Origin of the sequence: Bacteroides mucinivorans, assembly GCF_034654355.2 — a bacterium.
Lineage (GTDB): Bacteria > Bacteroidota > Bacteroidia > Bacteroidales > Bacteroidaceae > Bacteroides > Bacteroides nordii.
Window position 1 is genome coordinate 2253241 of the sequence record NZ_CP178179.1, and the last position, 17779, is coordinate 2271019.

A 17779-nucleotide genomic window follows, 5' to 3' on the forward strand; every position below is an offset into this window, starting at 1 on the left:
AGATTGTAGTAGTAAAAGAAGTAATTTCAATCGTCTATTTGTAAATTGTTAAATAGTAAAATAAACGAGATGGCTATAAAATTTCAATATAATAAGACATCCCTTCAGCAGCTTGAAAAGCAACTGAAAGTGCGGGTACGTACGCTTCCTATTATTAAAAATAAGGAGAGTGCACTACGCATGGAAGTGAAACGTTGTAAAACGGAAGCGGCTGATCTGGAGGAGAGACTGGAGAAACAAATCCAGGCTTATGAAGCCATGTTCGCACTTTGGAATGAGTTTGATGCCTCATTGATAAAGGTTAATGATGTTCATCTTGGTATAAAAAAGATTGCCGGTGTACGTGTGCCGTTGCTCGAAAATGTTGATTTCGAGATACGTCCGTACAGCATGTTCAATGCCCCTAAATGGTATGCAGATGGTCTGCATCTGCTTAAGGAGCTTGCACAGACGGCTATCGAAAGAGAATTTATATTGGCCAAGCTGAACTTGTTGGAACATGCGAGGAAAAAGACCACTCAGAAAGTGAATCTTTTTGAGAAGGTACAGATACCGGGCTATCAGGATGCACTGCGAAAGATAAAACGATTTATGGAGGATGAAGAAAACTTGTCCAAGTCATCGCAGAAGATCCTGAAATCTCAGCAAGAAAAAAGGAAGGAGGTAGAGGCATGATTACGAAAATGAAGAAAATTACATTCCTTGCTTATCACAAGGAGTATGAGTCATTTCTGAATAGTCTCCGCGAACTTGGAGTGGTACATACTGTAGAAAAGCAGCAAGGTGCCGCAGATAATACGGAACTGCAAGATAACATTCGGCTTTCATCTCGCCTGGCAGCTACTTTGAAATTGCTTCAGAATATAAAGCTGGAGAAAGATACGCTACCCGTTAAAGAGGGAGGGACTCCAGATCGGGGTATGCAGGTATTGGATGAAGTAGATGCATTGCAGGCTGAAAAGAATAAATTATCTCAGCAATTGCAGGTGTATGCTAAAGAACGAGATGCATTGTTGGCGTGGGGTGATTTTGAACCGGAGAGTATTCAGCGTCTGAATGATGCTGGGTATACAATCGGTTTCTACACCTGTTCTGAAGGCAATTATAAAGAAGAATGGGAAACAGAATATCACGCAATGGTGATTAACCGGATTTCTTCAAAAGTATTCTTTATAACTGTAACGAAAGCAGGAGAAGAGGTAGATCTGGACGTAGAACAGGTGAAACTTCCGGTTTATTCGTTGACACGTGTGCAACAGCTCTATGCTGATACAGAGCAGGCTATTACTGAGAATGACCGGAAATTGGCTGCTCTTGCAGAGAAGGATATTCCTGCCTTGAAGGAAGCACAGAAAGAACTGCAGAGCAATATAGAGTTCTCCAAAGTAGTGTTGAGTACGGAACAGGCTGCAGGTGAAAAACTAATGCTGTTGGAAGGATGGGCCCCTGCCCGTAATAAAATAGAGATTGAAGCTTTTCTGGATGCATCTCATGTATATTATGAGATTTCTGATCCTACTCCGGAAGATAATGTACCTATTGAACTGAATAATAAAGGATTTTTCTCCTGGTTTGAGCCGATTTGTAAATTGTATATGTTACCGAAGTATAATGAATTGGATTTAACTCCATTCTTTGCTCCGTTTTTTATGATTTTCTTCGGGCTCTGTTTGGGAGACTCCGGATATGGATTATTCCTGTTTATCGGTGCTACAGCTTACCGTCTAATGGCAAAGAAACTGACTCCGTCAACTAAATCAATTATCTCACTGATTCAGGTGTTGGCTACATCTACTTTCTTTTGTGGACTGTTGACGGGTACTTTCTTTGGTGCTAATATCTATGACCTTGACTGGCCCATTGTGCAGCGACTGAAACATGCAGTATTTATGGATAATAACGATATGTTCCAACTTTCACTGATTTTGGGTGTGGTACAGATTATGTTTGGTATGGTGCTGAAAGCTGTAAATCAAACAATACAGTTTGGCTTTAAGTATGCTGTTGCTACTATTGGCTGGATTATCTTGTTGGTGTCTATGGGGATTTCTGCACTGTTGCCGGCTGTGTTGCCAATGGGGGGAACTATACATTTGGTAATTCTTGGTATTGCCGCTGTTATGATCTTCCTTTTCAATACACCTGGAAAGAATGTTTTCCTTAATATCGGACTCGGTTTGTGGGATTCCTATAATATGGTTACCGGGCTCTTGGGAGATGTTCTTTCATATGTTCGTCTGTTTGCCCTGGGGCTTTCGGGAGGAATTTTGGCGGGAGTGTTCAATAGTCTTGCTACAGGAATGAGTCCTGATAATGCAATTATGGGACCTATTGTGATGGTTTTGATCTTTGTAATCGGGCATGCCATTAACATATTTATGAATGTACTTGGGGCAATGGTTCACCCGATGCGTCTGACGTTTGTAGAGTTTTTTAAGAATTCCGGTTATGAAGGCGGCGGAAAAGAGTACAAACCATTTAGGAAATAAGTACTAAAAACGAAGAATTATAAATAGAATAATAAACTAAAAAATAAAATTAAGATTATGGAAATGAATTTGTTTATTGCCTACATTGGCATCGCGGTAATGGTTGGTTTGTCGGGCATCGGTAGTGCATACGGAGTAACTATTGCAGGTAACGCTGCTATCGGCGCGTTGAAAAAGAATGATAGTGCATTTGGTAACTTCCTTGTATTGACAGCACTTCCCGGTACACAAGGGCTGTATGGCTTTGCCGGATATTTTATGTTCCAGACGATTTTTGGTATTCTTACTCCTCAGATTACGGCAATTCAGGCTTCTGCTGTATTGGGTGCAGGTATTGCTTTGGGATTGGTTGCTTTGTTTTCTGCTATTCGTCAGGGACAGGTTTGCGCCAATGGTATTGCTGCCATCGGACAGGGACATAATGTATTTAGTAATACGTTGATTCTTGCCGTATTTCCAGAGCTTTACGCTATCGTAGCTTTAGCTGCTACTTTCTTGATCGGTAGTGCATTGGCTTAATCTGATTATTGATAAATCAAAGCATTCAGCAGGTATTATATAAGAACTGCTAAGTGACAAGAATCTGGCTCCTATAATAGAAATATTATAGGAGTTCTTGTTTTTATAAATAGCTTTCAAATGAATTGATAGCGTAGTTAATTGGCACATTAACGCATTATTAAACCTAATTCTGAAACATTATTTATCTCAAAAGTTATACTTTAAAAACAGAAGCCGATATTGAAGTGAAATATATCACTTTTTTCTTCCTTTAAAACAACTTCTTATAAGACTTTGCAAACGTTTGTTGCCTTCCGTTAGCTTATATTTTCTGCATAAAGCATTATTTTTCAATAAATAATGCGTATTTTTGCACCCACGTAATAAAAAAAGAGTTCTAAACAATTATATGGTAAAAGATTTATTAACCCCCGATTATATCTTCGAAGCCAGCTGGGAGGTATGCAATAAAGTGGGAGGGATCTACACTGTTCTGTCTACAAGGGCGAACACATTGCAAACCGCTTTTCGTGATAAATTGTTCTTTATTGGTCCGGATGTATGGCAAGGCAAGGATAACCCCTTGTTTATTGAGTCCGATAATCTTTGTGCTGCATGGAAAGAGCATGCACGTGAAAAAGATAACCTTTCTGTTCGTGTCGGACGTTGGAATATTCCGGGTAACCCCATTGTTATTTTAGTTGATTTTCAGCCGTTTTTTGAAAAGAAGGATGAGATATATACAGAAATGTGGAATCGTTTTCAGGTAGATTCGTTGCACGCTTATGGCGATTATGATGAAGCTTCCATGTTTTCGTATGCTGCCGGAAGGGTAGTAGAAAGTTTCTATCGTTACAATCTGACGGAGAATGATAAAGTAGTTTATCAGGCACATGAATGGATGACAGGCCTTGGAGCACTTTATTTGCAGATGGCTGTTCCCGAAATTGCAACTATTTTCACAACTCATGCAACGTCTATCGGACGCTCTATAGCAGGTAACAATAAGCCGCTATATGATTATCTGTTTGCATATAACGGAGATCAAATGGCTGGAGAATTGAATATGCAATCCAAACATTCTATTGAAAAGCAGACTGCTCACTATGTGGATTGTTTTACGACTGTGAGCGAAATAACCAACAATGAGTGTAAGGAGTTGCTTGACAAGTCGGCAGATGTAGTGCTGATGAATGGTTTTGAGGATGATTTTGTGCCGAAAGGAAGTACTTTCACGGGTAAACGTAAACGTGCCCGTTCGACAATGTTGAATGTTGCCAATAAATTAATGGGAACAAATTTGGGTGATGACACGTTAATTATCGGAACCAGTGGACGTTATGAATTTAAGAATAAAGGTATTGATGTCTTTTTGGAGTCATTGAACCGCCTTAATCGTGATAAGAATTTAAAAAGAGAAGTATTGGCATTTGTCAATGTACCTGGTTGGGTGGGAGACCCCCGGGAAGATTTACAGGCGCGTTTGAAAAGCAAAGAGAAGTTTGATACGCCGCTGGAAGTACCTTTTATTACGCATTGGTTGCATAATATGACACATGATCAGGTACTTGATATGCTGAAATATCTCGGAATGAATAATCATCCGGAAGATAAAGTGAAAGTGATATTTGTACCATGCTATTTGAACGGTAGAGATGGTATATTAAATAAAGACTATTATGATCTGCTGTTAGGTCAGGATCTGAGTGTTTATCCTTCTTATTATGAACCATGGGGATATACGCCATTAGAAAGTGTCGCTTTCCGTGTGCCTACTATAACAACTGATCTTGCAGGTTTTGGTCTTTGGGTGAAAAGCCTGAAAAACCAGCATGGCATTAATGATGGAGTAGAAGTATTGCATCGGTCGGATTACAACTATTCCGAAGTGGCCGATGGTATTAAAGATACTATCTCTCTATTTTCCGGAAAAACAGAAAACGAAGTAAAGGAAATCCGCAAACATGCAGCTGAAATCGCAGAACAGGCGTTGTGGAAGCACTTTATTAAATATTATTATGAGGCTTATGACATTGCTTTACGCAGTGCAATGAAACGTCAGCTGAATTAAATTTATTCATCAACAAGTAAATCATAAACATTATGAAAGTTAAAGTTAGTAATGTGAACACTCCGAACTGGAAAGAGGTAACTGTAAAATCCCGAGTTCCGGTAGAATTAGAAAAACTATCTGAAATAGCTCGGAACATTTGGTGGTCCTGGAATTATGAGGCTACTGAATTGTTCTCTGATTTGGACCCGGCTCTTTGGAAAGAGGTTGGTCAGAATCCGGTGCTTCTTCTTGAACGCATGAGTTATGAGAAACTGGAAGCTTTGTCTAAAGACAAGGTGATTTTGAGACGCATGAATGATGTGTATTCCAAGTTTAGAGATTATATGGATGTGAAACCGGACGCTACTCGTCCGTCGGTAGCTTATTTCAGTATGGAATATGGCTTGACTCACGTTCTTAAAATATATTCCGGTGGTCTGGGCGTTCTTGCCGGTGACTATCTGAAAGAAGCTTCTGATAGTAATGTAGATCTTTGCGCTGTAGGATTCCTTTATCGTTATGGTTACTTTACCCAGTCTTTGTCTATGGATGGACAGCAGATTGCTAATTACGAAGCACAGAACTTTGGACAATTGCCTATCGACCGTGTTCTTGATGCTGACGGTAAACCGGTGGTAGTAGACGTTCCTTATATGAACTACTTTGTACATGCCAACGTATGGCGCGTAAATGTGGGTCGTATTTCTTTATATCTGTTGGATACGGATAACGAACTGAACAGTGAATTTGACCGTCCTATCACTCATCAGCTGTATGGTGGTGACTGGGAAAATCGTTTGAAACAGGAAATCCTGTTAGGTATCGGTGGTATCCTGACATTGAAAGCTTTGGGTATCAAGAAGGATATCTATCATTGTAACGAAGGACATGCTGCATTGATCAATGTTCAGCGTATCTGTGATTATGTGGCTACTGGCCTGACATTCGACCAGTCTATCGAGTTGGTTCGTGCTTCTTCTCTTTATACAGTTCATACTCCGGTTCCTGCCGGACATGACTACTTCGACGAAGGTCTTTTTGGTAAATATATGGGTGGATATCCTGCGATGATGGGTATCAGCTGGGACGATTTGATGGATCTCGGACGTAATAATCCGGGTGATAAGGGAGAACGTTTCTGTATGTCTGTATTTGCTTGCAACACTTCTCAGGAAGTTAATGGTGTAAGCTGGCTGCACGGAAAAGTTTCTCAGGAAATGTTTGCTTCCATCTGGAAAGGTTACTTCCCGGAAGAGAGCCATGTAGGTTATGTTACTAATGGTGTACACTTCCCAACTTGGAGTGCTACGGAGTGGAAGCAACTATATGCTAAATATTTCAATGAAAACTTCTTGTATGATCAGTCTAACCCGAAAATTTGGGAAGCTATCTACAATGTATCCGATGAAGAAATCTGGAAAACTCGTTTGACCATGAAGAACAAGCTGGTGGATTATATCCGCAAGCAGTTCCGTGAAACATGGTTGAAGAACCAGGGTGATCCTTCACGTATCGTTTCATTAATGGATAAGATCAATCCTAATGCCTTACTGATTGGTTTCGGCCGTCGTTTTGCTACTTACAAACGTGCTCATCTGTTGTTTACTGATCTGGAACGTCTGGCTAAGATTGTTAACAATCCCGATTATCCGGTACAATTCCTTTTCACAGGTAAGGCTCACCCGCATGATGGTGCCGGTCAAGGCTTGATTAAGAGGATTATTGAAATTTCCCGTCGTCCGGAATTCCTGGGTAAGATTATTTTCCTCGAGAATTATGATATGCAGTTGGCACGTCGTTTGGTATCCGGAGTTGATATTTGGTTGAATACTCCGACTCGTCCGTTGGAAGCATCGGGTACATCTGGTGAGAAAGCGTTGATGAATGGTGTGGTTAACTTCTCTGTACTTGATGGATGGTGGCTGGAAGGTTACCGTGAAGGTGCAGGCTGGGCATTAACAGAAAAACGTACTTACCAGAATCAAGATCATCAGGATCAGTTGGATGCTGCTACTATTTACAGTATCCTTGAAACAGAAATTCTGCCGTTGTATTATGCACGTAATAAGAAGGGATATTCTGAAGGTTGGGTGAAGACTGTAAAGAACTCTATTGCCCAGATTGCTCCTCACTATACAATGAAACGTCAGCTTGATGATTATTATAATAAGTTCTATATCAAAGAAGCAAAACGTTTCCAAATGTTGTCTGCTAATGATAATGCCAAAGCAAAAGAGATAGCAGCATGGAAAGAGGAAGTAGTTGAAAAGTGGGATTCAATTGAAATTGTATCTTGCGAAAAGACAGAAGAGCTTGTGAAGGGAGCTATCGAAAGCGGAAAAGAGTATACAATCACTTATGTAATCGATGAAAAAGGCTTGAATGACGCCGTAGGACTCGAGTTAGTGACTACTTATACGACTGCCGATGATAAGCAACATGTTTATTCGGTAGAACCGTTCAGTGTTATCAAGAAGGAAGGCAACCTGTACACATTCCAGGCAAAACACAGCTTGTCTAATGCAGGAAGCTTTAAGGTATCTTACCGTATGTTCCCAAAGAACCCGGATCTTCCTCATCGTCAGGACTTCTGCTACGTACGCTGGTTTGTGTAACAAACAGCTATAAAGTATTATAATAAAAATAGCCCTTGCAATAGTAAAATATTGCAAGGGCTAATTGTTTGTATATGAAGTTGTGTCAAAAGTCTGAGAAAGCTATCAATATGTAACTTTAGAAACGCAGATTAACACAAATGACCGCGGATTTAATTTAATCTTTGCGTTAATTAGCGTTAATCTGCGTTTTAATGATGGTTAATTTACTTTATTGACGCACCCTCACGATCTTTTTTTATTTCAGTACTTCAGCCAGTTTGCTTTGGAGTCCTTCGCCGTGGAGTCCACGTGCGATGATTGTACCTTCACCGTCAATCAGAATGGTATGAGGAATACTGTTTACAGCATACAATTGTGCACCTTCACTACCCCAATATTTCAGATCGGACATCTGTGGCCATGTGATTTTCAGATTCTTGATAGATTCTTTCCATGCATCAGCGCTCTGGTCAAGTGATACACCTACAATCTCAAAGTTTTTGCCTTTATATTTAGCATAAGCATCTACGAGATTAGGCATTTCACGACGGCAAGGACCGCACCAGCTTGCCCAGAAATCAATAAGAACAACTTTACCTTTGCCTACATAGTCAGACAATTTAACGGGTTTGCCGTCAGGAGTCAACATTTCGAAATCAATGAATTTTTGTCCTACAGCGGTCTTCTTCTGCTTCTCAGTCATTTCCTTGATCTTTACGATTGTTTCGTCATTCTGAAATTGGGCTGGAATTTGTTGCAACAAAGCATCATTTTCCGCAGTTGTCATATTGTAATAGTTGGTTTTGAACAGATGAATACCGACAGGGTTTGTGATATTCTTCTCGATGCCTTCTTTGTAGACCTGTCCCAACTCTTCTTCGAGTTTTTCAAGTTCCTTCATATTGGTTTCTTTCTGTTCATCGGTTATATCGGCACTTCTCATTGATTCATAAAGAGGAGTTGCTTTCTGATTCAACGCATTGATTTTGTTACGGATTTCCTGATATGCATTATTATTGGCTGTACCGGTTGCCGAATCATTATCTCTGGTCAGTGCTATATTGATCTTACCATTTTCAAGGAAGAAGTCTATAAGTAAAGCGTCGTTACCCTTACCGGATGTAATGTAACGGTTGACAGCAGAGTCCTGCACACCTTCAAAGGTGAAAGTTCCTTTTGTGATAATTGCAGTATCCAGTTTGCTAAGCTGTCTGCCTACTACTTCCTGTAAAAATACAGTGTCACCGTCTGCCGCTCCTTCTACTGTACCGGTGATAACGTAGCCGGGTTTGTTGCCGTTACATGCTACCATACCTAAAGCGGCGGCAGCAACGAACAAATAAGTTAACTTTTTCATACTTTTGTGAGATTAGTGAATAAATATTTATGCAAAGATAGATTATTTTTCACTCTTATCGTGGGAAAACTCTGTTATATTAGATTAACACGTAGGAGGAAATCGTAGAAATGTGTACCTTTGCATCCCAAATTGAGTATGAATATGCAAGAAAACAAATCCATTATCGAGGTTAATGCCGTATCGAAGTTCTTTGGCGAAAAGACCGCTTTGGATAATGTGACCTTAAACGTAAAGAAGGGAGAATTCGTGACGATTCTCGGACCTTCGGGTTGTGGTAAAACCACATTATTGCGCCTTATTGCTGGTTTTCAGACGGCTACGGAGGGTGAAATAAAGATATCGGGTAAGGAAATAACACAGACACCGCCCCATAAGCGTCCGGTGAATACCGTGTTTCAAAAGTACGCTCTTTTCCCACATCTGAATGTGTATGATAATATTGCTTTCGGCTTGAAGCTGAAAAAGACACCGAAGCAGGTCATCGAAAAGAAAGTGAAAGCTGCTTTGAAGATGGTGGGCATGACGGATTATGAATATCGTGATGTCGATTCGCTTTCGGGTGGACAGCAACAACGCGTAGCTATTGCCCGTGCCATAGTCAATGAGCCGGAAGTATTGTTGCTTGACGAACCATTGGCTGCACTTGACCTCAAGATGCGCAAGGACATGCAGATGGAGTTGAAGGAGATGCACAAGAGGCTGGGCATCACATTTGTGTATGTGACACATGACCAGGAAGAGGCCTTGACACTGAGTGACACTATTGTGGTGATGAGTGAAGGAAGAATTCAGCAGATTGGTACACCGATTGATATATATAATGAACCGATCAATTCATTTGTTGCCGACTTTATAGGTGAAAGTAACATCTTGAACGGAACGATGGTGAAAGATAAGCAGGTTCGTTTTTGCGGAACCGAGTTCGAATGTGTGGACGAAGGTTTTGGTGAGAATGTGCCGGTGGATGTGGTGATTCGTCCGGAAGATTTATACATCTTTCCTGTGTCTGACATGGCACAGCTGGTGGGAGTCGTGCAGTCTTCCGTATTCAAAGGAGTACATTATGAAATGACGGTGCTTTGCAATGGATATGAATTTCTGGTGCAGGATTATCATCATTTTGAAGTCGGTGCTGAAGTAGGACTATTGGTGAAGCCGTTCGATATTCATATTATGAGAAAAGAGCGTGTCTGCAATACTTTTGAAGGTAAGTTGATTGATGATACGCATGTAGAATTCCTTGGATGTAACTTTGAGTGTGCTCCTGTTTCCGATATTGCTGCCGGTACAGATGTCCGTGTAGAAGTAGATTTCGACAAAATCATTTTGCAGGATAATGAAGAGGATGGTATGCTGACGGGAGATGTGAAATTTATACTTTACAAAGGAGATCACTATCATCTGACTGTGTGGTCGGATTGGGACGAGAATGTTTTTGTAGATACGAATGACGTATGGGACGATGGCGATCGTGTAGGTATTACTATCCCTCCAGACGGAATCCGGATAATTAATAATTAGAAATTAAAAGTAAAGAGGTGAATAAGTTATCAATATTTTTTTCATCACGTAAGAGTTGGACCCTCCCTTACATTATCTTTTCGGCGATATTTGTTGTTATTCCGTTGCTTCTTATTGTGGTCTATGCATTTACCGATGACAGCGGGCATCTTACACTGGAGAACTTTGAGAAGTTCTTTACTCACCATGAGGCAATCAACACTTTTGTATATTCTATCGGAATAGCTATTATAACAACACTTATTTGTATCCTTTTGGGGTATCCGGCAGCCTGGATTCTGAGTAATGCCAAGTTGAACCGTTCCAAAACTTTGGTAGTGCTGTTTATCCTTCCCATGTGGGTTAATATCCTGGTGCGTACACTTGCTACTGTTGCTTTATTCGATTTTTTCAGTATGCCACTGGGAGAGGGAGCATTGATTTTTGGTATGGTGTACAACTTTATTCCTTTCATGATTTATCCTATTTACAATACGTTGCAGAAGATGGATCATAGTTATATTGAAGCAGCACAGGATCTGGGAGCCAATCCGGTTCAGGTGTTTCTCAAAGCTGTTCTGCCCCTGTCTATGCCGGGAGTAATGAGTGGTATTATGATGGTGTTTATGCCTACTATTTCTACCTTTGCCATTGCCGAACTATTGACGATGAACAATATTAAACTTTTTGGTACTACTATTCAGGAGAATATCAACAATAGTATGTGGAACTATGGTGCAGCATTGTCGCTTATTATGTTGCTGCTGATTGCTGCCACCTCACTGTTCAGTACAGATGATAAAGATAATTCTAACGAAGGAGGTGGGCTATGGTAAAGAAGATTTTCGCTCAGACCTATTTGTGGATATTGCTTTTGCTGCTTTATTCGCCAATTGTGATTATTGTGATTTATTCGTTTACCGAAGCCAAAGTTTTAGGAAACTGGACCGGGTTTTCAACAAAACTCTACTCTTCTCTGTTTACAACCGGGACGCATCATTCGTTGATGAATGCGCTGATGAATACGATTACTATCGCTTTGATAGCAGCTACAGCTTCTACCTTGTTGGGGAGTATTACAGCTATTGGTATTTTTAATTTAAAGACCCGTGCCCGTAAAACCATCGGCTTTGTGAATAGTATTCCTATTCTGAATGGAGATATTATCACTGGTATTTCTCTGTTTCTGTTGTTTGTTTCGCTGGGTATTTCACAGGGATATACAACTGTGGTACTGGCGCATATTACATTTTGTACTCCCTATGTGGTGCTTAGTGTGTTGCCGCGTCTCAAACAGATGAATCCGAACCTCTACGAAGCGGCTCTTGATTTGGGAGCTACCCCGATGCAGGCACTACGTAAAGTGATTATTCCGGAGATTCGTCCGGGAATGATTAGTGGTTTCATGCTTGCACTGACACTCTCGATTGATGATTTTGCAGTAACGGTGTTCACTATTGGTAATGAAGGGCTCGAGACGCTCTCTACTTATATTTATGCTGATGCCCGTAAGGGAGGACTGACGCCGGAACTCCGTCCGCTTTCTACGATCATCTTTGTGGTAGTTCTCGCACTGCTGATTGTCATCAATCATAGAGCTGGCACTTCCCGTGCGGGGAGTAACGGCAAGCGATAATTGAACGATGATATGGGATAATATAATGAACTGTTTATGAAGAAAATTCTATCTATATTTATTTTATCAGGACTTCTCCTTACCGGTTGCTACAACACAGGTGAGCCGCGTGGGAAGGTATTGAAGATATACAATTGGGCTGATTATATCGGAGAGGGTGTACTGGAAGATTTTCAGGCTTATTATAAAGAGCAGACAGGTGAAGATATCCGCATTGTTTATCAGACATTTGATATCAATGAAATTATGCTTACCAAGATTGAAAAAGGGCATGAGGATTTTGATGTCGTTTGTCCTTCGGAGTATATTATTGAACGTATGTTGAAGAAAGATTTGTTGCTGCCCATTGATACTGCTTTTGCTCATTCGCCCGATTATATGAACAATGTTTCTTCATACATCCGTGAGCAGATAGCCAAACTTAGCCAGCCGGGACGTCCCGCCAATCAGTATGCAGTTTGTTACATGTGGGGTACAGCAGGGATTCTTTATAACAAGGCTTTTGTTACCGAGCAGGAAGTAGATACCTGGGGGTGTCTTTGGGATAAGAAATATGCCGGTAAAATCCTGATGAAAGATGCTTATCGTGATGCATACGGGACGGCTATTATCTATTCTCATGCCAAAGAGCTGGAAGAAGGAAAAGTAACGGTTGAACAACTGATGAACGATTATTCTCCTGAAGCGATGGCTATAGTAGAGAAATATCTCAAAGCGATGAAACCTAATATTGCCGGCTGGGAGGCTGATTTCGGAAAAGAGATGATGACAAAAAACAAAGCCTGGATCAATATGACCTGGAGTGGTGATGCCATGTGGGCCATTGAAGAGGCTGAAGCGGTGGGCGTGGACCTTGATTATGTAGTGCCTAAGGAAGGCAGCAATATCTGGTATGATGGTTGGGTGATTCCAAAGTATGCACGCAATCCGAAAGCTGCCAGTTATTTTATTAATTTCATGTGTCGTCCTGATATTGCTATTCGGAATATGGATGCCTGTGGATACGTAAGTTCTATTGCCTCTCCCGAGATTATGGAAGAGAAAATAGATACAGCGTTGCCTTATTATTCCGACTTGAGTTATTTCTTTGGTCCCGGTGCAGATAGTATTCAGATCAACCGTATTCAGTATCCGGATCGTAGTGTAGTAGAACGTTGTGCGATGATTCGTGATTTTGGTGATAAGACCAAAGATGTACTCGAGATATGGTCCCGTATCAAAGGGGACAATCTGGGAGTGGGTATTACTATTTTTATCTTTGTAGTGGTGGGGGTAATGAGTGGATGGATGATATACAAGCGTATACAACGTTATCAGCGTAATAAATTACAGAGACGGCGCAGCCGCAGAAAGAAGAATCAGAAGTCGTTGTAATCTTATATATTACTCTGTAGTGAAATACACTCATAACTACACAGTCTTAATCAATTATCAATTTTTAATTAATTTGTTTGCAGCATTTCCCTCATGCGAGCGTCTAATAGACAAAACCAGACGCCGCATGAGGGAAATTTGCATCTATACTATTCTATGTCTATTCTGTTCTGTTACTCTCGTGGCGCAGGAAGTCCCGTTCGAAGGGCTTCATCTGGATGATTTGATTTCAGTCCCCGGCGAGCGTAAACCGGGGACTTTCAAATCTCCTCTGCCTGCTGCTAAGTTGCCGGACTTTGAGATTCTTCGTTCCGATAAACCCTTTGTACCCCATTGGCCGCGTCCTTCTCTTCCTGGTATGACTCCGGTACATTTCCCACAAACAAATTATCTTAGGAGTTTGTCTCTTTGGAAACCTTCCCGGCGATTGACTCTTCGCGGAGATTATTTTTCGTCGGGTTCTTTACCGGTAGAAACTTATTCTGCATACAGTATCCGGTCAGAAGCTGAAGCCGGTTATAAACTGACTAAAAAGTTCTCGCTTTACCTTTCTACCAACTATATATCCGATAGGTATCGCACGCCGCGCAGTCTTTACACAATGGGAGCCGGAGGAGGAGTTACTTACCAGTTTAATAATAAATTTCAGTTGAAAACAGGTGTTTATTATCAGTACAATACTGTTTTCAGAAAATGGGAATGGATGTATCTGACTAGTTTTATTTTCTGTTTTTGAGGTCTGTTTGTAATGCATTCCCACCTTTTTTGCATTTATTTCTAAAGAAATTGCCTTTTTTTTTTCTAAATCCCCACTTAATGTCTATATTTACCACGTTTTAAAGATTTCTGATAAGTAAGATACGGTTCCTTCTCAATATTATTGCAGAGTTATTTATCTCCTTAACAAGACTTCTCTAACAAAATCATTTTATTATTTAAGAATTAATTATTTTTTTCGATGAACATTTTTATTGCAGGATTGAGCTATAACATTAGCGATTCCGATTTAACAGAGTTGTTTGCAGAGTATGGAGAAGTAGCCTCAGCAAGAGTTATTTCTGACAGAGAGACTGGCCGTTCTAAAGGTTATGGTTTCGTAGAGATGGCAGATGAAGAAGCCGGTGATAAGGCTATTGCAGCATTGAACGAAGCAGAAATAGATGGCAGAAAGCTTGCTGTATCTGTAGCTCGTCCTAAGACAGAATCTGCTCCGCGTCGCAGCTTTAATGGCGGTGGCAATCGTGGCGGTGGTTACGGTGGCGGTAATCGTGGCGGTGGCTACGGTGGCGGTCGTGACAGATATTAATCTGACGAAAAGCGGAAACGCTATGTACGCATAGTAAAAAGGCATCCAAAGATATTCTTTGGATGCCTTCCTTTTTATATATTTGTAGGATGAGAGAAACACTATCAGACATTGCGCTTTATCATGAGTATAGAGCTACGACGGATGCGAATGGTTTACTGTCCGAACGGACCTGGGAGGATTTGAATCTGGATGATTTTTTCCTGTTTTCCGACCATACTTCCTCTTGCGTAGGTAGGCAATATCTGTATGATATATTGCACTATAATCGCTCATCGGAAGTGGCGGGTCAGGAGAAGATGCTTGATTCTCTTTCTGCTGATACTGTTTTGCGCCGTGATATCCAAAATGAGTTGAAAAAACTGAATCATGTGGATGCCTGCTCGATTGTCTCGTTGTTCTCGGCTACTCATCCGGTCAGTTCACGTTCTTTCTACTTATTACTGAGAGTTTTGCAATTCATACCGGCACTTTCTTTGGGATTGTTGTATATTACTTCTTCTGCCGGGTTTCTCTGGTTAATGTTGGCAGGGCTGCTTGTAAACCTTGTGTTACACTATCGTAAAAAGACAGAGATGCAGGCATATTTGTTTTCTGTGCCACAGTTACTGAACTTGTTGAAGCAGTCAGAAAAATTAACGAAACGACCGCTCTGCCTCTCAATTAATAAGGAGATAACGGAAGTGTTGTCCGACTTAATGCCTTTGAGGAAACGTTTAGCTTCTTTCCGTCTGAGCATCCGCCTTGAAAGCGATTTGGCTTTTATGGTTTATTTATTCACTGAGTTGTTTAACATGTTTTTTCTGACCGAGGCGATCTCTGCATCCCGTGCTTTTTTTCTTTTACAGGGTAAACAGCAGAAGTTAGAACAGGTATTCCGCTTTTTCGGGCTGATAGATGTTTTATGTTCTGTTTCTGAGTTTCGGAGTAAATTGCCCTACTACTCATTACCTGAGTCTTGTTCTGAAGAGATTTCATTTCAGGTAGAGGATATCTACCACCCATTGATAGAAAATTGTGTATCCAATACCATTATCCTTTATGGCAAGTCTGTATTGATTACCGGTTCCAATATGTCGGGAAAGACAAGTTTTATCCGTTCAATAGGAGTGAATCTACTTTCTGCAGGAGCGTTGCATACTTGTTTTGCGCATCGTTTCTGTTCTTTTCCGGATTTGAAGTTAGCTTCTGCTATCCATATGGAAGATAGTTTAATGGAAGGAAAAAGCTTCTTCCTGCAGGAGGTACAGACCGTTAAGGAGATGATTGATCTGAGCCGGGAAGGAAACCATCTGTTTTTACTGGATGAATTGTTTAAAGGAACGAATACAATTGAGCGGATTGCCATAGCCAAAGCAGTACTTTCGGCATTGGTGGTGCAAAGAAACCTTGTGTTTATATCTACCCATGATATTGAACTTGCATCTCTGTTGAAAGCTGAATATGACTTGTATCACTTCTGCGAAAGTGTAGAAGACGGGATACTGTCTTTTGATTACAAACTGAAGTCCGGCCCGGTGACAGAACGTAATGCCATACGCATTCTTGATATTTGCGGTTACCCGCAAGAGGTAATACAAGAAGCCTATGGAGTGGTAGGTCGGATTTCCGGATTTTAATTTTATTTTAATATGTCCGGAAAGGTTATTGTTACTTTTGTGTAGCTGTTTACTTCTGAATCTATTATTATTTTACCACCATATACTGATAGTATCTTCATAGATAGGCTCAGTCCGATTCCTTGACCTGTATATTCGCGTGTATTACTTGCCCGATAAAAGGAGTGGAATATGTGGTGTATTTCTTCCTCCGGAATGCCAATTCCATAGTCTTTTACCTCTATGACCGGGCAACCTTCACGGATATTTAAACTGACGTCTACCTGTGCTTTTGAGTATTTTCGGGCATTATCTATTATGTTTTGCAGTGCGATGCGCAGCAGATAGAAGTTGGCTGTGATATGGACGTTTCCAGCTGTCTCATTCGTGTTGAATGTCACCTGTGGATATTGCAGGCACAAGTCGCGCAGGAGCACAATGAGGTCTATCTTTTCCCTGGCGTTTTGCAATATATCTTCATCCTGGCGGGAGAGGAAAAGCAGGTGTTTTATCAGTTGGGTGATGCGTTTGCTTTCTGTGGAGATGCGTTGCAGCGAGTCTATGTATTCCGTAGCAGAGCGCTCTTTGAGCAGGCTGATTTCACATTCTCCCTGAATGGCGGTGAGCGGGTTATTCAGTTCATGCGAGGCATTGCTGATGAATGACTTTTCTGCCCGGAACGCAGTATCTATCCTGTCCAGCATTTCATTCAAGGTTCTGATAAGTTCGTCCAGTTCGTCTTTGTTATCGAAGGTTTTCATCCGTACATTCAGATTGTTTCCACGAATGCGTTTCAGCTCTTTGAGGATGTGCTGCAAAGGACGCAGAATACGGTTGGCATAAATTCTTCCGAGGAGATAGATGAGGCCGCAGCTTATCAGCAGGAGGAATACGGCGAGCAGAAGGATATGCTTTTGAATCTCGTATCCATAGATATTGTTTGCCATTACCAAAACAATAAAGTCGCCTTCATTGTCGGGGTAGTGGAGTGCAGCGCCTCTCAGCTTGCCATAAACGAAGGAGACCGGGAGATCTTTGAACAGGCGTGCCTGCTGGTTGCTGTCGAGGTATTTGTTCAGAGAATCGTTTACAGCCATCGGTACACTGTCTATGTTTAGCAATATTTCCTGTGCCTGTGGCAGTAGCTCGTTGTACTTCTGCTGAATTTCGCGGTAACTGTATTCGTCTACCTCATCTTTTTCCCAATGTTTCTGAGCAGTCAGATAGGCTTTCTCTATCAGGTAAGAGTCGTAGAGATGATTGATATACCGGGAGGTGAAAAAGTAGAATACCATAACCACCGCAGTGATGGCTCCTACGGTGATGATGGTATAAAACAGTGCTATCCTGGATCCTATTTTCATC

Annotated in this window: 14 protein-coding genes; 12 read left to right on the plus strand and 2 right to left on the minus strand. The window is 41.0% G+C overall.

Going from position 1 to position 17779, the window contains the following annotated elements:
• Positions 1-69: 69 nt before the first annotated feature.
• From VCM39_RS08195 to VCM39_RS08215, 5 genes are all read left to right on the plus strand, one after another.
• Entirely contained in the window at positions 70-675 is a 606-nt protein-coding gene (locus VCM39_RS08195) for a V-type ATP synthase subunit D (protein ID WP_002562681.1), read from the plus strand.
• Entirely contained in the window at positions 672-2489 is a 1818-nt protein-coding gene (locus VCM39_RS08200; protein ID WP_323673993.1) for a V-type ATP synthase subunit I, read from the plus strand. Before VCM39_RS08195 ends, VCM39_RS08200 begins: the two co-directional genes overlap by 4 nt.
• Before the next feature lie 57 nt (positions 2490-2546).
• A complete protein-coding gene (locus VCM39_RS08205; RefSeq protein WP_002562679.1) occupies positions 2547-3008 on the plus strand; it encodes a V-type ATP synthase subunit K in 462 nt (153 codons plus the stop codon).
• A 391-nt stretch (positions 3009-3399) separates the two neighbouring features.
• A complete protein-coding gene (locus VCM39_RS08210) occupies positions 3400-5061 on the plus strand; it encodes a glycosyltransferase (protein WP_221649888.1) in 1662 nt (553 codons plus the stop codon).
• A 32-nt stretch (positions 5062-5093) separates the two neighbouring features.
• Positions 5094-7658 (plus strand): glycosyltransferase family 1 protein, encoded by a 2565-nt coding sequence (locus VCM39_RS08215; RefSeq protein ID WP_221649889.1) that lies wholly within the window; start codon positions 5094-5096, stop codon positions 7656-7658.
• Between the two features lie 238 nt (positions 7659-7896).
• On the opposite strand, the gene VCM39_RS08220 is transcribed toward VCM39_RS08215, so the two are convergent.
• Positions 7897-8997 carry a TlpA disulfide reductase family protein gene (locus tag VCM39_RS08220; RefSeq protein ID WP_322933096.1) on the minus strand — a complete coding sequence of 367 codons (1101 nt, stop codon included), beginning with the start codon at positions 8995-8997 and terminating at the stop codon, positions 7897-7899.
• Positions 8998-9135: 138 nt separating this feature from the next.
• Here VCM39_RS08220 and VCM39_RS08225 point away from each other — a divergent pair, with 138 nt between their 5' ends.
• The 7 genes from VCM39_RS08225 to VCM39_RS08255 all read left to right on the plus strand — a co-directional run bounded on the left by VCM39_RS08225 (position 9136) and on the right by VCM39_RS08255 (position 16435).
• Complete coding sequence (locus tag VCM39_RS08225; protein WP_221649891.1) at positions 9136-10521, plus strand: ABC transporter ATP-binding protein; 1386 nt, start codon at positions 9136-9138, stop codon at positions 10519-10521.
• 17 nt (positions 10522-10538) lie between these two features.
• Positions 10539-11336, plus strand: a complete 798-nt coding sequence (locus tag VCM39_RS08230; protein ID WP_002562673.1) for an ABC transporter permease — start codon at positions 10539-10541, stop codon at positions 11334-11336.
• A complete protein-coding gene (locus VCM39_RS08235; protein WP_221649892.1) occupies positions 11330-12136 on the plus strand; it encodes an ABC transporter permease in 807 nt (268 codons plus the stop codon). The genes VCM39_RS08230 and VCM39_RS08235 overlap by 7 nt, the downstream gene beginning before the upstream one ends.
• Positions 12137-12172: 36 nt before the next feature.
• A complete protein-coding gene (locus tag VCM39_RS08240) occupies positions 12173-13510 on the plus strand; it encodes an ABC transporter substrate-binding protein (RefSeq protein WP_221649893.1) in 1338 nt (445 codons plus the stop codon).
• Positions 13511-13637: 127 nt separating this feature from the next.
• Positions 13638-14246 (plus strand): DUF481 domain-containing protein, encoded by a 609-nt coding sequence (locus tag VCM39_RS08245; protein WP_221649894.1) that lies wholly within the window; start codon positions 13638-13640, stop codon positions 14244-14246.
• A 222-nt stretch (positions 14247-14468) separates the two neighbouring features.
• Positions 14469-14816: an RNA recognition motif domain-containing protein gene (locus VCM39_RS08250; protein WP_221649895.1), complete on the plus strand. Its 348-nt coding sequence runs from the start codon at positions 14469-14471 to the stop codon at positions 14814-14816.
• Between the two features lie 89 nt (positions 14817-14905).
• On the plus strand, positions 14906-16435 hold the full coding sequence (locus VCM39_RS08255) for a MutS-related protein (protein WP_221649896.1): 1530 nt from the start codon (positions 14906-14908) through the stop codon (positions 16433-16435).
• 2 nt (positions 16436-16437) lie between these two features.
• Here the strand turns inward: VCM39_RS08255 and VCM39_RS08260 are convergent, their stop codons facing one another.
• Positions 16438-17778 (minus strand): HAMP domain-containing sensor histidine kinase, encoded by a 1341-nt coding sequence (locus VCM39_RS08260; protein WP_322933094.1) that lies wholly within the window; start codon positions 17776-17778, stop codon positions 16438-16440.
• Between the last annotated feature and the right edge of the window lies 1 nt (position 17779).